The sequence below is a fragment of the Nocardioides sp. LS1 genome (assembly GCF_003865225.1).
GTDB lineage: Bacteria > Actinomycetota > Actinomycetes > Propionibacteriales > Nocardioidaceae > Nocardioides > Nocardioides ginsengisegetis.
In genome coordinates this window covers 170,789-191,866 of sequence record NZ_BIFF01000005.1, presented here as the reverse complement: position 1 = coordinate 191,866, position 21,078 = coordinate 170,789, and the positions used below count along the sequence as shown (strand labels likewise).

Genomic DNA, 21,078 nt, shown 5'->3' with positions numbered 1-21,078 from the left:
GCCTCACTGGCCGCTCACTGGCCGGTGCGGCCGTCGAGGCACTCGCGGAGCAGGTCGGCGTGGCCGAGGTGGCGGGCGTACTCCTCGATCATGTGCACGATGATGTCGCGCACCTCGCTGGGCTCGCCGTGCACGTCCACGACCGCGTCGAGGTCGGTGCGCGCGAGCACCTCGCGAGCGTGGGCCACCTCGTCGCGCCAGAGCCGCCACATGTCGGCCACGAACGCCTCGTCGACGGCGGCCGCGTCGAAGTCGAACCCGCCGTCGTCGTCCTGGAACAGTCGGGTGATCTCCATGTGTCCGTCGATCACCCGCCGGAACCAGCTCTGCTCGACCCGGGCCATGTGTCGCACCATGCCCAGCAGCGACATCGTCGACGGCGGCACCGAACGGGTCGCGAGCTGCGCGGGGGTGAGGCCGTCGCACTTGAGCTCGAGCGTGGTGCGGTAGTGCTCGAGGTAGCCCACGAGGCAATCGCGCTCGCCCCGGGTCGGTCCGGCCTGCATCCGGGGGTCCTGGTCGGCCGGCAGCCACATGTCGCTCATGGGCGCAAGCCAATCGGGTCGCGCGGTCGCGCGGCAACCGCATATCGTCCGGCGCATGTCATCGGGGGAGCTGCTGCTCATCACCGGACCGCCGGCCGTCGGCAAGATGACGGTCGGGCGGGCCGTCTGTGCCGCCTCGGACTTCCGGCTCTTCCACAACCACCACACGATCGAGCCGCTGCTGGAGATCTTCGGCTTCGACTCGCCCGCCTTCCGCGTCCTCAACGCCGAGTTCCGCCGGCGGGTGGTCGAGGAGGCCGTCGCCAACGACACCCGGCTCATCTTCTCGTTCGTCTGGAACGTCGAGCTGCCGGAGGACGCGGACTACGTGCGCCGGCTCATCGCGCCGTACACCGACGCCGGGCTGCGGGTCTCGTGCCTCGAGCTGTACGCCGACCTCCCGGTCCGGCTCGACCGCAACCGGCACGCCGACCGGATCGACCACAAGCGCTCCAAGCGCGACCTCGCGTGGTCCGACGCGCACGTGCGTGAGCTCGAGGAGTCCTACCGGATGAACACCGACCCCGAGCGCCCGGCGGCGGCCGACGCGGTGCTCGCGGGGATGCCCCACCTGCGCCTCGACAACACCCACCTCACCCCGGACGAGGTCGCGACCCGGGTGCTGGCCTGGCTGGACGGCTTGTCGCGATAGTCCCCACCACAGTTGCTGTCCCAGGGGCGAAATCACGACAACTGCGGTGGGGACTATCCCGACAATCGGCGCCTGTGGATAACTACACGCCCACGTCGGCGGTCCCGCCGAGCATGAAGGCGTGCACGAACTGCCTCCCTTCCACCCCTCGCGACCTGAGCTGGTCGCGCCGGTGCGTCTCGACCGGACGGGCGAGAACGGCCCCACGGTCGGGCAGGCGCGGGGCAAGGCGTGGCGCAAGATCTCCCGGGGCTTCTACGTGCCGGCCGGAGTCGCCGCGGACGACCCGAACCAACGGATCCTCGAGGCTTCGGTGCTCGCACCGCACGACGGTGCTGTCACCGGGTGGGCAGCGCTCCACTGGTTGGGTGGGGCGTGGTTCGACGGGAGCCGCGGGGTCAATGGCCGGCGGCCGGTCGTGGTTGCGACCGCCGGCCGCACCGTGCGCGAGCGGTCCGGGATCGCGATCTCCGAGGAGCGCCTGGATCCGCGCGACGTCGTGTGCGTCGACGGTCTCAGCGTGACGACGGCGGTGCGATCCGCCTGCTTCGAGATGCGCTACGCGCCCAGCGACCGGGCTGCAGCGGTGGTGCTATCCATGGCGGCGTACTCCGATCTGGTCAGCATCGCGGAGATGGCCGCGTATGCCGCTGCGCACAGCGGCTGGACGGGAATCCCGCGGTGCCGCTGGGCACTCGGCCACGCCGTGGAGAACGCCTGGTCTCCACCCGAGGTCCTCATGGGGTTGGCGTGGCAGTTGGACGCGGGCCACCCACGCCCGCTCTTCAACGTCCCGGTGTTCGATCGCGAGGGCCGACACATCGGGACCCCGGACCTGATCGATCCGGAGGCTGGAGTCACCGGTGAGTACGCCGGCGAGCTGCACCTCGAAGGGCAGCAGCGGGCCGTCGACCTGCGTCGCGAGGCGGACTTCCGTCGGGTCGGGCTGGAGCCCGTCACGATGGTGGGCAGCGACCTGGGTGACTCGTCGTCCTTCTTACATCGACTCGACGACGCCTACCGGCGGGCGCGCCATGTGCCCGCGGCAAAGAGGGAGTGGACCCTCGAGCTCCCGCACTGGTGGGTCCCCACCCACACTGTCGAGCAACGTCGGGCCCTCGACGTCGAACAGCGCCGGCTTTGGCTGCGTCACCGGCGCGTCGTCTAGCGCGCACGGGTCGCGTCTCCGAGGGCAGAATCGGGATAGTCCCCACCACAGTTGCTGTCGCAGGACCGCTTTCGGGACAACTGTGGTGGGGACTATCCCGGGAAACCCCTGCAACTGATTCGCCCCGGCCCAGGGGGCGCCGTACGCTGTGCCCCACAGGCGTTCGAGCCGTCATCAGCGGCGAGCCTCCGGAAGAACGGTCTCGACATGCTCGACCACCGAGACCCAGTAGAACCGGACGGGTAGGCCCGTCACAGCCGTGAACGAAGCGGTCGTGTCCCAGGCAGCACGGGGTGCGGCAAGCGAGGTGGTACCGCGGCATCCCGAAGCTGGGAGCGTCGTCCTCGTGATCTCGACAAGCTCGATCACCGAGACCGACGACGAACCGCAGGAGAGCCGATGACCTACCCCAAGGTCTCCACCAACGCCGAGGGTGGCGTCCCGTCGAGCCCCCGCTTCCCCGAGATCGAGGAGCGCGTCCTCGCCTACTGGGAGGCCGACGACACCTTCCAGGCCAGCGTCGACCAGCGCGACGCGGGGGAGAACGGCGCCAACGAGTTCGTCTTCTACGACGGCCCGCCGTTCGCCAACGGCCTGCCGCACTACGGCCACCTGCTCACCGGCTACGTCAAGGACCTGATCCCGCGCTACCAGACGATGCGCGGCAAGCGCGTCGAGCGCCGCTTCGGCTGGGACACCCACGGGCTGCCCGCCGAGCTCGAGGCGATGCGCCAGCTCGGCATCAAGACCACCGACGAGATCGTCGAGATGGGCATCGAGAAGTTCAACGCCGCCTGCCGCGAGTCGGTCATGAAGTACACCGGCGACTGGCGCGAGTACGTCACCCGCCAGGCGCGCTGGGTCGACTTCGACAACGACTACCGGACCATGAACCCCGAGTACATGGAGTCGGTCATCTGGGCGTTCCAGCAGCTCTACGACAAGGGCCTGGTCTACGAGGGCTTCCGCGTCCTGCCCTACTGCTGGAACGACGAGACGCCGCTGTCCAACCACGAGCTGCGGATGGACGACGACGTCTACCAGAACCGCAACGACCCGGCGGTCACGGTCGGCTACCCGCTCGACGCGACCGGCGAGGACGAGGTCCTCGACGGCGCCCACATCCTCATCTGGACGACGACCCCGTGGACCCTGCCGTCCAACCTGGCCGTCATGGTCGGCTCCGACATCGAGTACGTCGTCGTCGAGGCGGCCGTCCCCGGCACCGACCGCACCGCGCGCTACCTGCTGGCCGAGGCGCGGCTGGCGTCGTACGCCCGCGAGCTCGCCGGCCCCGACGGCGAGCCCGTCGTGCTCGGCCGCTACCGCGGCGCCGACCTGGTCGGGCGCACCTACACGCCGCCGTTCACCTACTACGCCGGGCACGACCGTGCCTTCCGTGTGGTCGCCGCCGACGACGCGGTCACCACCACGGACGGCACCGGCGTGGTCCACACCGCCGGCGCGTTCGGTGAGGTCGACAAGGAGGTGACCGACCGCGAGGGCATCGAGGCAGTCATGCCGGTCGGCAAGGACGGCCGCTTCACGCACCCCGTCGACGACTACGCCGGGATGCTGGTCTTCGACGCCAACCCGCACGTCATCGACCACCTCAAGGCCGCGACCCGCAACTACTCGTCGGTCGAGCCTGCCGAGACCCAGGGCGCCGTCAGCCCGGGCACGATCCTGCTGCGCCGCGAGTCCTACGAGCACTCCTACCCGCACTGCTGGCGCTGCCGCGAGCCCCTGATCTACAAGGGCGTCTCGTCGTGGTTCGTCGAGGTCACCGCGATCAAGGAGCGGATGCTCGAGCTCAACGAGCAGATCCGCTGGGTGCCCGACCACATCAAGCAGGGCCAGTTCGGCAAGTGGCTGGAGAACGCCCGCGACTGGTCGATCACCCGCAACCGTTTCTGGGGCTCCCCCGTGCCGGTGTGGAAGAGCGACGACGAGGCCTACCCGCGCATCGACGTCTACGGCTCCTTCGAGCAGCTCGAGCGCGATTTCGGGGTCGAGGTGAAGGACCTGCACCGCCCGTACGTCGACGACCTGGTGCGCCCCAACCCCGACGACCCGACGGGCAAGTCGATGATGCGCCGCGTCCCCGACGTGCTCGACGTCTGGTTCGACAGCGGCTCGATGAGCTTCGCCCAGGTGCACGTGCCGTTCGAGAACTCCGACTGGTTCGAGCACCACTTCCCGGCGGACTTCATCGTCGAGTACATCGGCCAGACCCGCGGCTGGTTCTACACGCTGCACATCCTGGCGACCGCGATCTTCGACCGGCCGGCGTTCGAGACCTGCGTCAGCCACGGCATCGTGCTCGGCTCCGACGGCAACAAGATGTCGAAGTCGCTGCGCAACTACCCCGACGTGCGCGAGGTCTTCGACCGCGACGGCGCCGACGCGATGCGCTGGTTCCTCATGTCCTCGCCGATCCTGCGCGGCGGCAACCTGGTCGTCACCGAGCAGGGCATCCGCGACTCGGTGCGACAGGTGCTGATCCCGCTGTGGAACAGCTGGTACTTCTTCCAGCTCTACGCCAACGCCGCCGGTGAGGGGTACGACGCCCAGGCCTCGACGGCCTCGCAGGACCCGCTGGACCGCTACCTCCTCGCGAAGTGCCGCCAGTACGTCGCGCAGATGACCGACCAGCTCGACAACTACGACGTGGCCAACGCGTGCGACTCGACGCGGTCCTTCCTCGACGTGCTCACCAACTGGTACATCCGCCGCTCGCGCGACCGGTTCTGGGGCGACAACGCCGAGGCGTTCGACACCCTCTACACCGTGCTCGAGGTGGTGTGCCGGGTGACCGCGCCGCTGCTGCCGCTGACGACCGAGGAGATCTGGCGCGGCCTGACCGGCGGGCGCTCGGTGCACCTGACCGACTGGCCGACCGTCGACGAGCTGCCCGGTGACGACGCGCTCGTGGCCGCGATGGACCAGGTCCGCGACATCTGCTCGGCGACCTCCGCGCTGCGCAAGGCCGGCAACCTGCGCAACCGGCTGCCGCTCTCGCTGCTCACCGTCGTCGTCGCCGACCCGGCCGCGCTCGCCGGCTTCGAGGGGATCATCTCCGACGAGCTCAACGTCAAGGCGGTGCGCCTGCTGGCCGACGACGCGCCCGAGGCCGCGGCGTACGGCGTCTCGCAGAAGCTGACCGTCAACGCCCGCGCGGCCGGCCCGCGCCTGGGCAAGGACGTGCAGACCGCCATCAAGGGCTCGAAGTCCGGCGACTGGTCGGTGGCCGAGGACGGCACGGTGACCGCGGGCGGCCTCGCGCTGGTCGAGGGGGAGTACTCCCTCGAGACCGTCGCCGGGTCCGCCGACGACGCGTCCGTGACGGGCATGCTCCCACGCGGCGGCTTCGTCGTGCTCGACACGGCCGTCACGCCCGAGCTGGCCGCCGAGGGCCTCGCCCGCGACCTGGTCCGCGCCGTCCAGCAGGCCCGCCGCGACGCCGGGCTCGAGGTCTCCGACCGGATCGCGCTGACGATCGGCGGCTCGCCCGCCGTGCAGGCGGCCGCCCGCACCCACGAGTCGCTGATCTCGAGCGAGACCCTCGCGTCGTCGTACGCCGTGGTCGAGGCCAACGGCGACGGCACGGCCGTGACCGTCGGCGACAACGAGAAGGCGACGGTCGCCGTCAGCCGGGCGTGACTCCCAGCCGGCCCGCGAGCTTGTCGAGGTAGGCCTCGACGACCTCCGGGCCGGCGTCCGGCACGCCCCAGATCAGCTCGGTCGCGCCCGCGGCCGCCCACGCGGCGAGGTCCTCGGGGGAGGGTTGGGTGGCGACGAGGACGTGCAGGTCCGGTGAGCCGGACCGCCCGGCCTCGGCCCAGGCGGCGCGGAGCGCGTCGGCCTTGCCGGTGATGTCCTGCTCGACCGGTGTGGTCATCCAGCCGTCGGCGTGCTCGGCGATCCAGCGGAAGGTCTTCGGGCCGCCGCCGGCCCCGATCAGCAGCGGCACGTGCGCCTGCACCGGCTTGGGCCACGCCCACGAGGCGCCGAACGACACGAACTCGCCCTCGTACGACGCCTCCTCCTGCGTCCACAGGGCGCGCATCGCCTCGACGTACTCCTTCAGGACCGTGCGGCGCCTCCCGGCGGGGACGTGGTGGTCGGCGAGCTCGTCGGTGTTCCACCCGAAGCCGGCGCCGAGCGTGACCCGGCCGCCGGACAGGTGGTCGAGCGTGGCGATCTGCTTCGCGAGCGTGATCGGGTCCGACTCGACGGGCAGCGCGACGGCGGTCGAGAGCCGGATCCGGGAGGTGACCGCGGCCGCCGTGGCCAGCGAGACCCACGGGTCGAGGGTCCGGGTGTAGCGGTCGTCGGGGAGCGTCTCGTCGCCGGTGCGGGGGTGGGCCGCCTCGCGCTTGACCGGGATGTGGGTGTGCTCGGGGACGTAGAACGTGTCGAAGCCGCGCTCCTCGGCCGCCCGCGCGGCTGCCGCGGGGGTGATCCCACGGTCGGAGGTGAACAGGACGATGCCGTGGCGCATGTGGGGATACTAGAACCTGTTCCAGTTTCTGGGAACTGGTTGGATGACCCCATGTCTCATCTCGACCTCGACCTCGACGCCGTCACCCTCACCGAGCAGCTGGTCAACATCGAGTCGGTCAGCCAGGACGAGCGGGCGATCGCCGACGCCGTCGAGGCGGCGCTGCGCCCGCTGGACCACCTCACCGTCACCCGCCACGGCCACACCGTCGTGGCCCGCACGGACCTCGGCCGCGGCGAGCGCGTCGTCATCGCCGGCCACCTCGACACCGTGCCGGTCAACGACAACCTGCCCGCGCGCCGCGAGGGCGACCTCCTGCACGGCCTCGGCACCTGCGACATGAAGGGCGGCGACGCGGTCATCCTGCGGCTCGCCAAGCACGTCACCGAGCCCAACCGCGACGTCACGTTCATCCTCTACGAGGCGGAGGAGATCGACGCCGAGTTCAACGGCCTCACCAAGCTCTCCGCCAGCAACCCCGAGCTGATGACCGGCGACTTCGCGATCCTCATGGAGCCCTCCAACGCCGTCGTCGAGGCGGGCTGCCAGGGCACCCTGCGCGTCGAGGTCCGCACCACCGGCGAGCGCGCCCACAGCGCCCGCAGCTGGAAGGGCGTCAACGCCATCCACAAGGCCTCCGGCATCCTCGCCCGGCTCGAGCAGTACGACGCCCGCCGGCCGGTCATCGACGGCCTGGAGTACCACGAGGGCCTCAACGCCGTGTTCATCCGCGGCGGCGTCGCCGGCAACGTGCTCCCCGACGAGTGCGTGGTCGAGGTCAACTTCCGCTTCGCGCCGGACCGCAGCGAGGCCGAGGCCGAGCAGTTCGTCCGCGACTTCTTCGACGGCTACGACGTCACCCTCACCGACAGCGCGCCCGGAGCCCTGCCGGGTCTCGACGTGCCCGCGGCCAAGGCGTTCGTCGAGGCGGTCGGCGGCGAGGTCAACCCGAAGTTCGGCTGGACCGACGTGGCCCGCTTCACCGGCCTCGGCGTCCCGGCGGTCAACTTCGGCCCCGGCGACCCGATGCTGGCGCACAAGCAGGAGGAGCACGTGCCGGTCGAGCACATCGAGCGCTGCGAGCGGCTGCTGCGCACCTGGCTGGGAGCCGGGTCGTGAAGGACCGCTACACCGGCCCGGTCCTCAAGCGTCGCCACCAGGCCGAGGAGACCGAGACCACCGACCAGCGCCTCCTCGACAGTCGCGGCCCGACCGACTGGGTGCACACCGATCCCTGGCGGGTGCTGCGCATCCAGGCCGAGTTCATCGAGGGGTTCGGGGCCCTGGCCGAGCTCGGGCCGGCGATCTCCGTCTTCGGCTCGGCGCGCACGGCGGCCGACCACCCGACGTACGCCCAGGCCGAGGAGGTCGGCCGCAAGCTCGCCGAGGCGAACTTCGCGGTCATCACGGGCGGCGGCCCCGGCTCGATGGAGGCCGCCAACAAGGGCGCCAGCCAGGCCGGCGGCGTGAGCGTCGGCCTCGGCATCGAGCTGCCCTTCGAGTCCGGCCTCAACCAGTGGGTCGACAAGGGCATCAACTTCCGCTACTTCTTCGCCCGCAAGACGATGTTCATCAAGTACTCCCAGGGCTACGTCGTGCTCCCCGGCGGCGTCGGCACCCTCGACGAGCTGTTCGAGGCGCTGACCCTGGTGCAGACGGTCAAGGTGACCCGGTTCCCGATCGTGCTGCTCGGCACGACGTACTGGCGGGGCCTGCTCGACTGGATGCGCGACACCCAGCTGGCCGAGGGCACGATCAGCCAGCGGGACCTCGACTTCCTCACGCTGACCGATGACGTCGACGAGGCGGTGGCCCTGATGGTGGCCGCCAGGAACGGCGACCTGTCGTGATGTGGCTCTTCGCGATCCTGATCGTGCTCGCCATGGGCGGGATCGCCGCGCTCGCCGCGGGCCGCGGGACCCCCCTCGCCGAGGAGTACGGCGACCGCCCCGACCTCGGCCTGCCGGCCTCGGGCCCGCTCGCGTCAGACGACCTGCGACGCGTGCGGTTCTCGCTGGCCTTCCGCGGCTACCGGATGTCCGAGGTGGACGCGCTGCTCGACCGGCTGGCCACCCAGATCGAGTCGCGGCCGGATCCCGGGGCCGCGGATGAACGGTCCACGAACCCGGAGGGTCGTGGCGACCAACCCCCGGCGTAGGGCAGGATGCTCGGCGTGTCGACCCAGGTGATCGTCTACGTGCTGACCGCCCTCGCGGCCGTCGTCATCGTCCTGACCAGGCTCCGCCTGGGCAACGACGACGGTGGCGCCGGGAGGTTCCAGGTCGGCAACGGGCTCCTCAACCTCCACAGCGGAGCGGGCGCGCTGGCGCTCGTGACGTGGCTCGTCTACCTCGTGGCCGACGAGAACTCCGCGCTCGGCGGCGCCGCGACGGGCATCATCGCGCTGGCCTTCTGGTGGGTCGTGGTCGTCTCCGGCCTGCTGATCCTGGTGCGCTGGATGCCCAGCCACGGACGGCACGCCTCGACCGGCTCCGAGGACACCTGGTCCGAGGGCCCCGGTCTCTCCGTCCTGGCCCACGTCGGCATGCTCGTCGGCGTCTGCGTCTTCACCTGGGCCTACCTCACGGCGGCGGTGTAGCGACCCGTGCGTCGACGCCTCGGGACCGTCCTCACCGCACTCACGCTGCTGGCCGGCAGCGCCGTCTCCGGCCAGACCGTCGCCCCCGCGCAGGCTGCCACGGGGGCCCATCGCGCGGTCGTGGAGAAGCGGGTCATCGGCAAGTCCGTGCAGGGCCGGCCCATCGTGGCCTGGCACCTCGGCGAGCAGGGCCGCCCGCACACCGCCAAGGTCGTGCTGATCGCCACCATGCACGGCAACGAGAGCGCCCCCGCCCAGATCCTGCGGGCACTGCGCGACGGCGACCCCATCCTCGGCGTCGACCTGTGGGTCGTGCCGACGTACAACCCCGACGGCCTCGCCGCCGGCACCCGCCGCAACGCCCACGGCGTCGACCTCAACCGCAACTACCCCTTCCACTGGGCAGCACTCGACGGCAACTACGAGTCGGGCAGCAAGCCGGCCTCGGAGCCCGAGACCCGGGCGATGATGAAGTTCCTCGGCAAGGTCCGGCCGCAGTGGATCCTGAGCTTCCACCAGCCGCTCCACGGCGTCGACACCGACACCAAGCGGCCGAAGTTCGCCACACGCGTCGCCAGGGCGCTGGACCTGCCGGCCAAGTCCTTCACGTGCGGCGGGGTCTGCCACGGCACGATGACCGGCTGGTTCAACCACAACTTCCGGGGCAACGCCCTCACCGTCGAGTACGGCGCCCACCCGCCGCGCACGCGCATGCGGCAGGTCGCACCCCGCCAGGTCCTGTCGATCTTCGGTGCCTGGCGGGGCGAATACGACTTCGAGCAGTAGCCCCGCTCAGCGGCCCTCGAAGGTCGGCTTCTGCTTGTTCACGAACGCCGCGACCGCCTCGCGGTGGTCGGAGGTCGCGCCGGTGAGCGTCATCATCGAGCTCTCGAACTCCAGGGACTCCTCGAAGGAGTGCCCCGCCGAGTAGGCGACCGAGCGCCGCATCGCGCCCAGGGCCACGGTCGGTCCGGCGGCCAGGCGCGCCGCCAGGGCGCCGACCTCGGCGGCCAGCCCGTCGGCGGGGACGACGCTCGTCGCGAGCCCGAGCTCGAGTGCCTCGTCGGCCTTGATCGTGCGGGGGAAGTAGAGCAGCTCGATGGCGCGCGCCCGGCCGACGAGCTGCTGGAGGTGGTAGCTCGCGCCGGTGTCGCAGGACAGGGCCACGTTGGCGAAGGCGAGGTTGAAGCCGGCCGTGTCGGCCACGACGCGCAGGTCGCACGCGAAGGCCAGGCTGGCCCCGGCGCCCGCGGCCACGCCGTTGACGGCGGCGATGACCGGCTTGGCCATCCCGGCGAGGGCAGTGACGATCGGGTTGTAGTGCTCGTCGACGGTGCTGAAGAGCTGGTCGCTGCCGCCGCTCTCGAGCAGCTGGACGTGCTCCTTGAGGTCCTGGCCCGTGCAGAAGGCGCGACCGGTGCCGGTCAGCACCACGCACCGCACCGCGGGGTCGTCGGCCACGGTGCGCACCGTCTCGAGCAGCAGCACCTTCGTGGCGATGTCGAGGCTGTTCATCGCGTCGGGGCGGTTGAGCGTGATGGTCGCGACGCCGTCGGTGACGTCGAGCAGCACAGCACTGTCGGGGGACCCGGGGGACCCGAGGGACGTGGAGGAGGAGTCGGTCATGGGCTGCAGTCTGCCCAGCCCCGGTCTCAGACGTCGAGGCACCTCGCCACGAACCGGTCGGCGCCCGGCTTGAGCCGCGTGGCCTCGCTGGCGAACAGCTCGCCCGCGGCCCGCCCCGGCCAGTCGTCGGGCAGCAGGGAGGAGGGCAGGCCGGGGTCGGCGAAGAGGAACTTCCGCCACTCGTGGACGAGGTGGAACCGCGCCGCGAAGGCCGCCTCGTCCTCGTCGCGGTGGGCGTCGAGCTGCTGCGCGATGAGGTCGTCGGCGGTGGCCAGCCACTCGACGTAGGCGCGCTCGAGGGACTCCAGGTCCCAGGCGCCGGTGGGCGGCGGGTCGATGTCGGTCGCCCGGGCGGTGCGCACCAGGGCGCCGGCGCGCTCGAGCACCTCGTCGAGCTCGCTGCGGTGGAAGGGACTCACCCAGACGTTGTCGGCGAGCTCGGCGTAGCCGACGAACCCGAGGTCGGCACGCAGGCGGGTGCGGGCGCTGCGGCCCGGCGGCGGCGCCACGAACGCGAGGTGCCAGCCGCCGTCCCACGCGGGCTCGGTGCGGCGGTAGATGCGGTCGGCGGCCTCGTCGAGCCGCCGGTTGGCGCGGTCGGTGGTGCGGTAGCCGCGGCCGGCCGGCAGGGCGACGGGCTCCAGCCAGCCCTCGCCGACCATCCGCGAGATGGCGGTGCGCACGGCGGGCGCCGCGATGCCGACCGGGTCGAGCAGGCGCACGACGGCCGCCACCGGGGCCTGGCTGCCGCGGGCCCTCAGGTGGTCGCCGTAGACGTCGAACAACGCCGACCGTGCGTGCATGCAGCGATGATGCCAGCACCGTCCGACGATCCGCTCGCGAGTTGTCGGCGGAGTTGCGCGCGGCCCCTCGGGAGTGCCGTGGTCGGGAGCGCCGGGTTCATGGGGGATAATGGACGCTGCGTACGGCGTGCCTGCTCGCTCGGAGCGGCTCGCCTCTGGAACTGCACAAGGAAGAGGTGCGCGGATGGCGGCCATGAAGCCGCGGACTGGGGACGGTCCGCTGGAGGTCACCAAGGAGGGGCGCGGCATCGTGATGCGCGTCCCGCTCGAAGGCGGGGGACGCCTCGTGGTGGAGCTCAACGCCGAGGAGGCCGGCTCGCTCGGCGACGCCCTCAAGGCCGTCGTCGGCTGACGCCGACACGCTTCCCAGTGACACACACGGTGACGTCGCCCCAGACTCTGTCCCTTCCCACCCAGGCATCACCCCCGGAGTTCGCGCTCAGTGACCTGCGCGCGCACGCCATCGTCGGGGCCGAGGTGGTGGCCCTGCCGGTGCTGCCGGCGCCCGACGGACCGGACAGCACGGTGCTGCTCGGCCCCGGGGCCGACGAGCTGGGGGCCGACCTCGTGGTCGACCTGCTCGCCGTGCTGGAGATGCACGAGGCCACCGGCAAGGTCGGGGAGGTCACCTCCTACCCCGTCCCGCAGGGGGCCCCGCACAACGAGGCCCTGCGCTGGGTGCTCCTCGTCGGGGTCGGTGAGCAGCGTCCCGAAGACCTCCGTCGTGCGGGTGCCGCACTCGGTCGCGCGGTCGCCGGCCGGGCCAGCGTCGCCACCTCGATCGCGAGCCTGACCGACGAGGCCGGGCTCGAGGCGTTCGTCGTCGGCCTGATGCTGGGGTCCTTCCAGTTCCACTGGCGCTCGGAGGCTCCCGAGAAGCCGCCCGTCGGCCGGGTGGTCCTCACCGGGCTGCCCGACGCCGACGAGCTCGCCCCCGCCCTGGACCGCGCCCTCGCGGTCGGAGGCGCCGGCTGGCGCGCGCGACTGCTCTCGACCGTGCCCTCCAACCTCAAGAGCCCGGAGTGGCTGGCCGAGCAGGCCCGCCTCGCCGGCGCGGAGGCGGGGCTCGAGGTCACCGTCTGGGACGAGCAGCGACTGGCCGCCGAGGGCTTCGGTGGCATCGTCGGGGTCGGCCAGGCCTCGGCCACACCGCCCCGCCTGATCCGGATGGACTACGCGCCGGTCACGGCCGGACGCAAGACGCCGACCGTCGTCCTCGTGGGCAAGGGCATCACCTTCGACACCGGCGGCCTGTCGATCAAGCCCGGCGAGGCGATGGTCAACATGAAGCGCGACATGACCGGCGGCGCCGTCGTCATCGCGGTCATGGCCGCGCTCGCCGCGGTCGGCTGCCCGGTGCGGGTCGTCGGCCTCGTGGCCGCCGCCGAGAACGCCGTCGGCGGCAACTCCCTGCGTCCCAGTGACGTCGTCCGCCACTACGGCGGGCGCACGAGCGAGGTCACCAACACCGACGCCGAGGGCCGCCTGGTCATGGCCGACGCGCTCGCCTACGCCGTGGACACGATCGGGCCCGACGTGATCGTCGACGTCGCCACGCTCACCGGCGCGATGAAGGTCGCGCTCGGCCAGCGCACCGGCGGCTTCTTCGCCAACAACGACGTGCTCGCGCGGGTCATCGACGAGGCGGGCGCCGCCGCGGGCGAGCCCCTGTGGCGCTTCCCGCTGGCCGAGGCCTACGAGGAGAAGCTCGCCTCCAAGGTCGCCGACGCCGACAACGCTCCCGGCGGACCCGGCGCGATCACCGCCGCCCTGTTCCTCCAGCACTTCGTCGGGTCCACCCCGTGGGCCCACCTCGACCTGGCCTCGGTCGGCGACTCGCCGTCTGAGTGGCACGAGTGGACCACCGGCCCCACCGGCTTCGGCGCCCGCCTGCTGCTCCAGTGGCTGCGCAGCGAGGACCCCACCGGGGGCCTTTCGTGAAGGGCCTGACCGTCCGCTGGTCCCTCGTCGACGCCCCCGCGGGCATCGAGGAGGAGCTGGCGTCGTACGTCGAGGGCAGCTCCCACGCGAAGTTCACCGGCCTGGCCGGGCTGCACTTCAAGACGTGGCGGATGCGCGCGGGCGAGTGGTTCGAGGGCTGCTACGTCTTCTCCACCGACGAGGCCCGCGCGGCCTTCCAGGAGACGTTCACGGCCGGCGCCGCCGAGGCGCCGGGCTCGCAGCTGATCGGCAGCGCGCCGGTCCTCATCGAGGCGTGCGACGTCGTCGCCGTCGCCGAGGGCTGGGACGGCTTCACCGCCGCACCGCGCTTCTGATCGGCTCCCCGGGGCGTCAGCCCTCGGGGGACCACTCCTTCTTGGCGACGAGCAGCCCGTCACCGACGGGCAGGAGCGCGGCGACCAGCGAGGGGTGCTCGGCGATCTCGTTGCCGAGCTCGCGGATGGAGACGGTGTCCTCATCGCGCTGGGCCGGGTCGGCCACCTTGTCGTGCCACAGCGCGTTGTCGAAGGCCACCACGCCGCCGGGGCGCAGGAGGCGCAGGGCCTCCTTGAGGTAGGCGGAGTACTCCGCCTTGTCGCCGTCGCAGAAGACCAGGTCGTAGTGGCCGTCGGTCAGGCGGGGGAGCACGTCGAGCGCCGCGCCCGAGATCGTGCGCGCGCGGTTGGCCGGGATGCCGGCCTCGCTGAAGGACTGACGGGCCAGCCGCTGGTGCTCGGCCTCGATGTCGACGGTGGTGAGGACGCCGTCGGAGCGCATGCCGCGCAGCAGCCAGAGGCCGGAGACGCCGGTGCCGGTGCCGATCTCGACGACGGCGCGCGCGTCCAGGACGGCGGCCAGGAACCGGAGCGCCGCGCCACCGCCGGAGCCGATCGCGACGACGCCGACCTCCTCGGCACGCGCACGCGCCGCGGCGAGGACCTCGTCCTCGGCGACGAACCCTTCGGCGTAGGACCAACTCGCGGGCTTGATCGGGGTGGTGATGGTGGCCTCCTGGTTCGGGCGCCGACCGCCGGAGCCGGGCGCGGCCCCACCGTATCGTGAAGCGTGTCCCGGCCCGGGGAAGAAGCGGCACAACCCGGGAACACCGGGAGGCCCCGGGTCGTTGGGGCTGATGAGTTCTCAGGTCGGCGGAGGCACCCCTCACAGGGTCCTCTCAGTCTCAGTTCCTAGCGTGAGAGAGGTCAGGACGCTGTTCGGATCACAGGCGCGGTCCTCGCGCGGCAAGGAGACACCGGTGGACGCCATGCAGGCCGACCCGTCGGGCGAGACCGGCGTCCCCACCTGGGACGAGATCGTCGAACGCCACTCCGACCGCGTCTACCGACTGGCCTACCGGCTCACCGGCAACCGCCACGACGCCGAGGACCTGACCCAGGAGGTCTTCGTCCGCGTCTTCCGGAGCCTGTCGACCTACACGCCCGGCACCTTCGAGGGCTGGCTGCACCGGATCACCACCAACCTCTTCCTCGACCAGGCCCGTCGCAAGCAGCGGATCCGCTTCGACGCCCTGTCCGACGAGCGCGCGGACCGCCTGACCAGCACCACGCCGACGCCCGACGCGGCGTACGCCGACCAGACCTTCGACGACGACATCGAGCGCGCCCTGGCGACCCTGCCGCCGGACTTCCGCGCCGCGGTCGTCCTCTGCGACGTGGAGGGGCTCTCCTACGAGGAGATCTCCGAGATCCTCGACGCCAAGCTCGGCACCGTCCGCTCCCGCATCCACCGCGGCCGCGCGATGCTGCGCTCCGCGCTCGCGCACCGCGCGCCCACCGACGGCCGGGTCCGCTACTCCGGCCCCACCGTGACCGCACGAGGCCCGGTGATGCGCCCGTGATCGGACACCTCGGCTCCCGCGTCAGCGCGCTCCTCGACGGCCAGCTCCCGCCGGACGAGGCCGAGCGCGCCTGGGCGCACGTCCACACCTGTCACGCCTGCCGTGACCAGGTCGAGCGCGAGGGCTGGGTCAAGACCCGCCTCGCCGGCCTCTCCTTCGGCAGCACCGGCGCCTCCGACCACCTCAAGGGGTCGCTGCTGGGCAGCCCCGGCATGCCCCCCGGCGACGTCTACCTCGCGCACGCCCGCCAGGGCGACCAGCGCTCCCGGATCAACACCGGGCTCGTCGTGATCGGCGGCGGCGCGGTGGGGGCCGCCGTGATGGGCGTGCTGGCCCTCGGACTCGCCCCGGCCGACGCACCGGCCGGTGACCGGCGGGCGCCGGTGACCAACCTGGTCCGGCCGACCGACTCCTTCGGCGCGTCCACGCCCAGCCCCACCGCGGACCTCGCCGGCCACCGCGCGGCGAGGTTGCACCGCACCCGTTGACACCCTGATTTCGCCCTCGGGGTGAAGATAGGGGGGTGAACGAGGACGAACCGGGTCGCGCACCCGGTCCCCAGCCCGCGGACGGCACCGACGGCGAGCCCACGCGGCCGCTGTCCTGGATGCCGCCGACCTCCCAGCCGCCGCCGGGGCAGTGGGCGGCGTTCCCGCCCCCGGGCACGCAGGCGCCGCCCGCCGTGCCGGCCCGGCAGGCGCCGCCCCGCGGTCGGGTGCCCGGGTGGATCTGGCCGGTCGTGGCCGTCCTCGCCCTCGTGGTCGGCGTCGTCGGCGGAGCCGTCGGCGGGGTGGCCTACGAGCACTTCCGCACCGACAACGTCGGCACCGTCTCCAGCGGCCTGGCCGGCGTCGACACCGTCAATGCCCCGCCCCTGGCAGCCGACAACGGCTCGGTCGCCGCGGTCGCCCAGGAGCTGCTGCCCAGCACCGTCCAGATCTCCGCCGAGTACGACGGCGAGAAGGGCGGCGCCACCGGCTCCGGCTTCGTGCTGGACCGCCAGGGGCACATCATCACCAACAACCACGTCGTGGCCTCGGCGGCCTCCGACGACGGCCCGATCGAGATCGTCGACCAGGACGGCAACCGCTACGAGGCCACCCTGGTGGGCCGCAGCCCGGTCTACGACCTCGCCGTCCTGTACGCCGCGGGCGCCAAGGGCCTCAAGCCGGCCTCGCTGGGCTCCTCCCAGCAGCTGCGCGTCGGCGAGGGGGTCGTCGCCTTCGGCTCGCCGCTCGGCCTGAGCTCGACGGTCACGGCCGGCATCGTGTCGGCGCTGCACCGGCCGGTGACCACCGGCGACTCGGCCAACGACTCGTCGTACATCAACGCGGTGCAGACCGACGCGGCCATCAACCCCGGTAACTCCGGTGGTCCGCTGGTCAACCTGCGGGGACAGGTCGTGGGCGTCAACTCCGCGATCGCCACCACCGGCAGCAGCACCAGCGGCGAGTCGGGCAACATCGGCGTCGGCTTCGCGATCCCGATCGAGCAGGTCAAGGTGACCGCCGACCAGATCCTGCGCACCGGCGAGGCCCGCTACCCCGTCATCGGGGCGAAGGTCCAGACCGGGGGCCAGGACGATGGCAAGGGCGCCGTCATCGACGAGGTCCTCTCCGGCACCCCGGCCGACCGGAGCGGGCTGGAGAAGGGCGACCTCATCACCGCGGTCAACGGGGAGCGCGTCAGCGACGGCATCGCGCTGATCGTCTCGATCCGGTCCCACCAGCCCGGCGAGCGGCTGCGCTTCACCGTCGTCCGGGACGGCAAGGAGCGCACGATCGAGGTGAAGCTCGGCTCCGAGGTGGGCTGAGGCCCTCAGGCCTCGGGGCGCTCGCCCGCCTCGACGTAGGGGTGCTCGTCGACGAAGGTCCGGGTCTCGGCGTACATCCGCTGGATGAAGTCCTCGAGCTGGGCCGCCTCGACCCGCCACTGGCCGCGACCGCCGATCTTGATCGCCGGCAGGTCGCCTCGTCGCACCAGCGCGTAGACCTGGGCGCTGGAGGTGTTGAGCACCTCGGCGACGTCGGCGAGGGTGAGGAAGCGGGGCGTGCCGGACATGCGCCCATGGTCGCATCCCGGCCCCCGGCGCGGCGGCCCCGACCCCAGCCTGTGGAGGACGGGTTTCCGATCGGCCGCCGCTGAGCATGATGTCTCCCGTGTCCAGGGATCTCGGGGAACCGCCCGCCGCCACCCGTGCGGCCACGCCCGGCTGGCGTGACCCGCGCATGTGGGTCGGCATCGTCATCGTGGCCGCCTCGGTCGTCGCGGGGTCGCGGTTGATGGCCGCCGCCGACGACAGCGTGCAGGTCTGGTCGGCCGCCTCCGACATGGGTGCGGGCGACCGCGTGCAGGCCGACGACCTCGTCGCCACGCGGGTCCGGTTCGTCGACGACGCCGACCTCGCGGGCTACTTCACCGTCGACGACGAGCTGCCCGCCGACCTCGAGCTGACCCGGGGCGTGGGCGCCGGCGAGCTCCTGCCGCGTGCGGCCGTCGGCACGGCCGGGGAGAGCGACTCCGTCGAGCTGCCGGTCGCCGTCGACGCCGAGCAGGTGCCCGGGTCGGTCGACCAGGGCTCCGTGGTCGACGTGTGGCTGGTCCCCGCCGCGTCCCGGGGCAGGCACCCCGCCGACGGCCCGGCGCTGTCCGGCGTCACCGTCGTCGACGCCCCGCCCGTCGACGAGGGCTTCAGCACGACCGGCAAGCGCCAGCTGGTGCTGGCCGTCGCGCAGGAGGACGCCGCGGCGTTCTTCGCGCTGCTCGGCTCGCTGGAGGACCCCGTCGTCACCGTCGTACGACGGAGCTGACCCGTGCCCGTCGTCGTGCTCGTCGTCGCGGCCGGTGCCGCCTGGGAGTCCCCGGCCCTGCGGCTGCTGGGGGAGAGCCCCGGCATCGTGGTGCTCAAGCGCTGCGTCGACGTCGCCGACCTGCTCGCGGCCGCGACCGCGGGCCAGGCCGATGTCGCCGTGCTGGGCCTGGACGCTCCCGGCCTCGACCTGGCCGCCACCGACCACCTCCGCAAGCACGGCGTCCGGCCCGTCGCGATCGTGCCGGCCGGGGTCGACGACGCGGGGCGCCTGCGCGCCTCGCGGATCGGCATCCCCTGGCTGGTCGCCGAGGACCGGCTCGACGCGCTGCCCGAGGCCGTGACCGCGGTGCCCGAGGACCCCGACGCGACCCGGGCCCGCCCCGACGGGCCGGCCGTCCCGCTGCCCGACCCCGGCGACGCCGTGCCGTCCGAGGGCCGCGTGCTGGCCGTCTGGGGTCCCGCCGGCGCACCGGGCCGCACGACCCTCGCCACGGCGATCGCGTCCGAGCTCGGCCGGCGGCGGCTGCGCACCGTGCTGGTCGACGCCGATCCCTGGGGCGGCTCCGTCGCGCAGGCGCTCGGCATCCTCGACGAGGTCTCCGGTCTGCTCTCGGCCGCCCGGCTCGCCACGGCGGGTCAGCTGGCGGAGCGGTTCGCCTCCGTCCAGCGGGGGCTCGACGCCCACCTGAGCGTGGTCACCGGCCTGCCCCGTCCCGACCGCTGGGTCGAGGTCCGGGCCGGGGCCGTCGAGCACCTCCTCGAGGTGGCCCGCGACCACGGCCAGGTCGTCGTGGACACCGGCTTCAGCCTCGAGGACGACCCGGCCTCGGAGTTCGGCTCCCGTCCGGGCCGCAACCAGATGACGCTGGGTGCGCTGGCCGTCGCGGACGAGGTGCTGGTGGTCGGCAACGCCGACCCGGTCGGGCTGTCCCGGCTGGCCCGCGGCCTCGTCGAGCTCCGCGAGCTGACCGACGCGACACCCCACGTCGTGGTCAACCGGATGCGGGCAAGCCTCGGCTGGTCGGAGAAGGACATCGCCGGGATGGTCTCCGGCTTCACCCGCTCGGCCGCCCTGCACTTCCTCCCGGAGGACCGCGCCACCGCCGACCGCGCGCTCGTCGCGGGCCGCACCCTCGCCGAGGTCGGGGACTCCCCGCTGGCCCGCGCGGTCGCGGGCGTCGTCGACGCCGTGCTCGGGGTCCCGGCCGGAGCCGCGGCCGTCAGGCCGCGAACAGCAGGTAGAGCCCTCCGACGGTGAAGGCCACCATCGCCACCAGCAGCGGCAGCTGACCGGTCAGCTGGTGCCGCTTGGGCAGCACGCGCACGGCGCGGTCGTGGGCCGCGATGACGCCCAGCACGTGGCCCAGCACGACGGCCAGCACCTTCGTGGTGGCCAGGAACGTCGGGTGGTAGGACAGCCCGTAGTTGACGGTCAGGTCGGCGGTGCCGAGGTAGTTGCTGCCGTCGCTGAAGGGGTCGCTGGCCTGGATCAAAGTCTGCTGGCCGACCTCGACGAGGTAGGTCAGGTAGTGCGCCACGACGTAGCCGACCACGATCGGCACCACCGAGTGGGCGAACCGGTTGGGCAGCTCGCGGTGCCGCAGGTCGTCGCCGATCCCGGTGAGCACGCAGCCGAGCGAGAAGACGAGTCCGACCCCCACGCAGAACACGAGCAGGGCCACGTTGTTCAACAGGTACGTCGACTGGTCGGTCGACTGGACGAAGCGGACCCACGGCGAGGAGTCCTTGAACGAGTCGAAGGCCGTGCTGCCGAAGAGCACCGCGACGACCGCGACGAGGCCGGGCCGGACGACCACCGTGTCGAGGTTGGCCAGCGGGCTGCGCAGCACCAGCTGCTGCCCGCGCCGCCCGAAGACCGACATCTTCCCGACCAGCGAGGAGTAGACCTCGAAGGGGTCCGCCCGCTCGTAGAAGGTCGAGCCGAACAGCGCACCGCCGAGGAGCATGATCGCGACGTAGACGGCGCTCCACAGCCGCACCGGGCCGAGCTCGGTGCTGAAGGGGTAGACCAGCTCCATCCACACGAACGCGAAGAGGCCGACCGCGGCGGGCCAGTGGCCGAGCCGCTCGGGATAGGTGAAGACGCCCTCGTCGGGGTCGCTGCCCGAGAGCCGGGCGAAGGCCAGGTTGATCGTGCGGACCGGGCTGATCGCCTTCCAGACCGGGCCGAGGAGGAAGGACGCCGGGACCAGCCCGACCCACCACCAGACGTAGTACATGCCGAAGAACGGGTTGGTGAGGAGGTCCTTGCCGAGCACGGCCGCCATCGCGGCGTACAGGAAGACCACGAAGCCCAGCACCCGCAGGCCGACGCGCCAGGCGGCGGAGTCCACGACGGCCGACAGCCAGGCCGGCGCCGGACGGCCGCTGGTCGCCTCGTCGTAGCGCGGGTTGCGCCACGCGACCGCGAGGACCGTGAACGAGACGGTGAGCGCGGCGACCGCGCCGGCGATGGCCAGCTCGGGCGAGACCGGCAGGTCCTTGGCCCCGCCGATGCCGTGGGCGAAGGTCAGTTTGTCCGCGTGGGAGGCGAACACCCCGGCCGGCAC

23 protein-coding genes are annotated in these 21,078 nt (G+C 72.4%); 16 read left to right on the top strand and 7 right to left on the bottom strand.

What is annotated here, in order from left to right:
* Window positions 1–14 precede the first annotated feature (14 nt).
* The gene (locus EJF31_RS15120; protein ID WP_260430892.1) at window positions 15–545 is read right to left on the bottom strand and encodes a DinB family protein; all 531 of its coding nucleotides are present in this window, start codon (window positions 543–545) and stop codon (window positions 15–17) included.
* Between the two features lie 55 nt (window positions 546–600).
* On the opposite strand from EJF31_RS15120, the gene EJF31_RS15115 reads away from it, so the two are divergent.
* The 3 genes from EJF31_RS15115 (at window position 601) to ileS (ending at window position 6,028) form a co-directional block, all read left to right on the top strand.
* The gene (locus EJF31_RS15115) at window positions 601–1,197 is read left to right on the top strand and encodes an AAA family ATPase (protein WP_125037977.1); all 597 of its coding nucleotides are present in this window, start codon (window positions 601–603) and stop codon (window positions 1,195–1,197) included.
* Window positions 1,198–1,318: 121 nt separating this feature from the next.
* Window positions 1,319–2,365, top strand: a complete 1,047-nt coding sequence (locus EJF31_RS15110) for a hypothetical protein (protein ID WP_260430891.1) — start codon at window positions 1,319–1,321, stop codon at window positions 2,363–2,365.
* 399 nt (window positions 2,366–2,764) lie between these two features.
* Window positions 2,765–6,028, top strand: coding sequence for an isoleucine--tRNA ligase (gene ileS / locus EJF31_RS15105; protein ID WP_125037976.1), 3,264 nt, complete (start codon window positions 2,765–2,767; stop codon window positions 6,026–6,028).
* Here ileS and EJF31_RS15100 read toward each other — a convergent pair.
* Window positions 6,015–6,869 (bottom strand): LLM class F420-dependent oxidoreductase, encoded by an 855-nt coding sequence (locus tag EJF31_RS15100; protein ID WP_125037975.1) that lies wholly within the window; start codon window positions 6,867–6,869, stop codon window positions 6,015–6,017. The two genes, ileS and EJF31_RS15100, sit on opposite strands and share 14 nt — an antisense overlap.
* 51 nt (window positions 6,870–6,920) lie before the next feature.
* On the opposite strand from EJF31_RS15100, the gene dapE reads away from it, so the two are divergent.
* Genes dapE through EJF31_RS15075 form a run of 5 tightly spaced genes read left to right on the top strand, consistent with a single transcriptional unit; the run spans window position 6,921 to window position 10,254 of the window.
* Window positions 6,921–7,988 (top strand): succinyl-diaminopimelate desuccinylase, encoded by a 1,068-nt coding sequence (gene dapE / locus EJF31_RS15095; protein WP_125038434.1) that lies wholly within the window; start codon window positions 6,921–6,923, stop codon window positions 7,986–7,988.
* A complete protein-coding gene (locus EJF31_RS15090; RefSeq protein ID WP_260430890.1) occupies window positions 7,985–8,719 on the top strand; it encodes a TIGR00730 family Rossman fold protein in 735 nt (244 codons plus the stop codon). Before dapE ends, EJF31_RS15090 begins: the two co-directional genes overlap by 4 nt.
* Window positions 8,719–9,027 carry a DivIVA domain-containing protein gene (locus tag EJF31_RS15085; RefSeq protein WP_125038433.1) on the top strand — a complete coding sequence of 103 codons (309 nt, stop codon included), beginning with the start codon at window positions 8,719–8,721 and terminating at the stop codon, window positions 9,025–9,027. Before EJF31_RS15090 ends, EJF31_RS15085 begins: the two co-directional genes overlap by 1 nt.
* Window positions 9,028–9,042: 15 nt before the next feature.
* A complete protein-coding gene (locus EJF31_RS15080) occupies window positions 9,043–9,468 on the top strand; it encodes a hypothetical protein (RefSeq protein ID WP_125037974.1) in 426 nt (141 codons plus the stop codon).
* 6 nt (window positions 9,469–9,474) lie between these two features.
* Complete coding sequence (locus tag EJF31_RS15075; protein ID WP_125037973.1) at window positions 9,475–10,254, top strand: M14 family zinc carboxypeptidase; 780 nt, start codon at window positions 9,475–9,477, stop codon at window positions 10,252–10,254.
* Window positions 10,255–10,260: 6 nt separating this feature from the next.
* Here the strand turns inward: EJF31_RS15075 and EJF31_RS15070 are convergent, their stop codons facing one another.
* Together EJF31_RS15070 and EJF31_RS15065 are read right to left on the bottom strand one after the other, a co-directional pair.
* Window positions 10,261–11,094 carry an enoyl-CoA hydratase/isomerase family protein gene (locus EJF31_RS15070; protein ID WP_125037972.1) on the bottom strand — a complete coding sequence of 278 codons (834 nt, stop codon included), beginning with the start codon at window positions 11,092–11,094 and terminating at the stop codon, window positions 10,261–10,263.
* A gap of 26 nt (window positions 11,095–11,120) precedes the next feature.
* A complete protein-coding gene (locus EJF31_RS15065; protein ID WP_125037971.1) occupies window positions 11,121–11,897 on the bottom strand; it encodes a PaaX family transcriptional regulator C-terminal domain-containing protein in 777 nt (258 codons plus the stop codon).
* 184 nt (window positions 11,898–12,081) lie between these two features.
* Here EJF31_RS15065 and EJF31_RS15060 point away from each other — a divergent pair, with 184 nt between their 5' ends.
* From EJF31_RS15060 to EJF31_RS15050, 3 genes are read left to right on the top strand one after another with little or no spacing between them, the layout of a single operon-like run.
* On the top strand, window positions 12,082–12,249 hold the full coding sequence (locus tag EJF31_RS15060) for a DUF3117 domain-containing protein (RefSeq protein ID WP_182540000.1): 168 nt from the start codon (window positions 12,082–12,084) through the stop codon (window positions 12,247–12,249).
* 29 nt (window positions 12,250–12,278) lie between these two features.
* Complete coding sequence (locus EJF31_RS15055) at window positions 12,279–13,838, top strand: M17 family metallopeptidase (protein WP_260430889.1); 1,560 nt, start codon at window positions 12,279–12,281, stop codon at window positions 13,836–13,838.
* Window positions 13,835–14,173 (top strand): hypothetical protein, encoded by a 339-nt coding sequence (locus EJF31_RS15050; RefSeq protein WP_125037968.1) that lies wholly within the window; start codon window positions 13,835–13,837, stop codon window positions 14,171–14,173. The genes EJF31_RS15055 and EJF31_RS15050 overlap by 4 nt, the downstream gene beginning before the upstream one ends.
* Window positions 14,174–14,189: 16 nt before the next feature.
* Here EJF31_RS15050 and EJF31_RS15045 read toward each other — a convergent pair whose 3' ends face one another.
* Window positions 14,190–14,828, bottom strand: a complete 639-nt coding sequence (locus EJF31_RS15045) for an O-methyltransferase (protein WP_373994730.1) — start codon at window positions 14,826–14,828, stop codon at window positions 14,190–14,192.
* Window positions 14,829–15,102: 274 nt separating this feature from the next.
* Between EJF31_RS15045 and sigE the strand changes: the two genes are divergently transcribed.
* Genes sigE through EJF31_RS15030 form a run of 3 tightly spaced genes read left to right on the top strand, consistent with a single transcriptional unit; the run spans window position 15,103 to window position 17,509 of the window.
* Window positions 15,103–15,696, top strand: a complete 594-nt coding sequence (gene sigE / locus EJF31_RS15040) for an RNA polymerase sigma factor SigE (protein ID WP_373994729.1) — start codon at window positions 15,103–15,105, stop codon at window positions 15,694–15,696.
* Window positions 15,693–16,184: a zf-HC2 domain-containing protein gene (locus EJF31_RS15035; protein WP_125037966.1), complete on the top strand. Its 492-nt coding sequence runs from the start codon at window positions 15,693–15,695 to the stop codon at window positions 16,182–16,184. The genes sigE and EJF31_RS15035 overlap by 4 nt, the downstream gene beginning before the upstream one ends.
* 35 nt (window positions 16,185–16,219) lie before the next feature.
* Complete coding sequence (locus EJF31_RS15030; RefSeq protein ID WP_125037965.1) at window positions 16,220–17,509, top strand: S1C family serine protease; 1,290 nt, start codon at window positions 16,220–16,222, stop codon at window positions 17,507–17,509.
* Window positions 17,510–17,514: 5 nt separating this feature from the next.
* On the opposite strand, the gene EJF31_RS15025 is transcribed toward EJF31_RS15030, so the two are convergent.
* Window positions 17,515–17,757 (bottom strand): helix-turn-helix domain-containing protein, encoded by a 243-nt coding sequence (locus EJF31_RS15025; protein ID WP_125037964.1) that lies wholly within the window; start codon window positions 17,755–17,757, stop codon window positions 17,515–17,517.
* A 98-nt stretch (window positions 17,758–17,855) separates the two neighbouring features.
* Between EJF31_RS15025 and EJF31_RS15020 the strand changes: the two genes are divergently transcribed.
* Both EJF31_RS15020 and EJF31_RS15015 read left to right on the top strand, forming a co-directional pair.
* Window positions 17,856–18,506 (top strand): hypothetical protein, encoded by a 651-nt coding sequence (locus tag EJF31_RS15020; protein ID WP_125037963.1) that lies wholly within the window; start codon window positions 17,856–17,858, stop codon window positions 18,504–18,506.
* Between the two features lie 3 nt (window positions 18,507–18,509).
* Window positions 18,510–19,766 carry a hypothetical protein gene (locus EJF31_RS15015; RefSeq protein WP_125037962.1) on the top strand — a complete coding sequence of 419 codons (1,257 nt, stop codon included), beginning with the start codon at window positions 18,510–18,512 and terminating at the stop codon, window positions 19,764–19,766.
* On the opposite strand, the gene EJF31_RS15010 is transcribed toward EJF31_RS15015, so the two are convergent.
* On the bottom strand, window positions 19,729–21,078 hold the full coding sequence (locus EJF31_RS15010; protein WP_260430887.1) for a hypothetical protein: 1,350 nt from the start codon (window positions 21,076–21,078) through the stop codon (window positions 19,729–19,731). The two genes, EJF31_RS15015 and EJF31_RS15010, sit on opposite strands and share 38 nt — an antisense overlap.

Excerpts from the sequence above, each read along its gene's own strand:
- EJF31_RS15120 (WP_260430892.1), bottom strand. The coding sequence starts at position 545 with ATGAGCGACATGTGGCTGCCGGCCGACCAGGACCCCCGGATGCAGGCC.
- EJF31_RS15115 (WP_125037977.1), top strand. The coding sequence starts at position 601 with ATGTCATCGGGGGAGCTGCTGCTCATCACCGGACCGCCGGCCGTCGGC.
- ileS (WP_125037976.1), top strand. The coding sequence starts at position 2,765 with ATGACCTACCCCAAGGTCTCCACCAACGCCGAGGGTGGCGTCCCGTCG.
- EJF31_RS15100 (WP_125037975.1), bottom strand. The coding sequence starts at position 6,869 with ATGCGCCACGGCATCGTCCTGTTCACCTCCGACCGTGGGATCACCCCC.
- dapE (WP_125038434.1), top strand. The coding sequence starts at position 6,921 with ATGTCTCATCTCGACCTCGACCTCGACGCCGTCACCCTCACCGAGCAG.
- EJF31_RS15085 (WP_125038433.1), top strand. The coding sequence starts at position 8,719 with ATGTGGCTCTTCGCGATCCTGATCGTGCTCGCCATGGGCGGGATCGCC.
- EJF31_RS15070 (WP_125037972.1), bottom strand. The coding sequence starts at position 11,094 with ATGACCGACTCCTCCTCCACGTCCCTCGGGTCCCCCGGGTCCCCCGAC.
- EJF31_RS15065 (WP_125037971.1), bottom strand. The coding sequence starts at position 11,897 with ATGCACGCACGGTCGGCGTTGTTCGACGTCTACGGCGACCACCTGAGG.
- EJF31_RS15060 (WP_182540000.1), top strand. The coding sequence starts at position 12,082 with ATGGCGGCCATGAAGCCGCGGACTGGGGACGGTCCGCTGGAGGTCACC.
- sigE (WP_373994729.1), top strand. The coding sequence starts at position 15,103 with ATGCAGGCCGACCCGTCGGGCGAGACCGGCGTCCCCACCTGGGACGAG.
- EJF31_RS15025 (WP_125037964.1), bottom strand. The coding sequence starts at position 17,757 with ATGTCCGGCACGCCCCGCTTCCTCACCCTCGCCGACGTCGCCGAGGTG.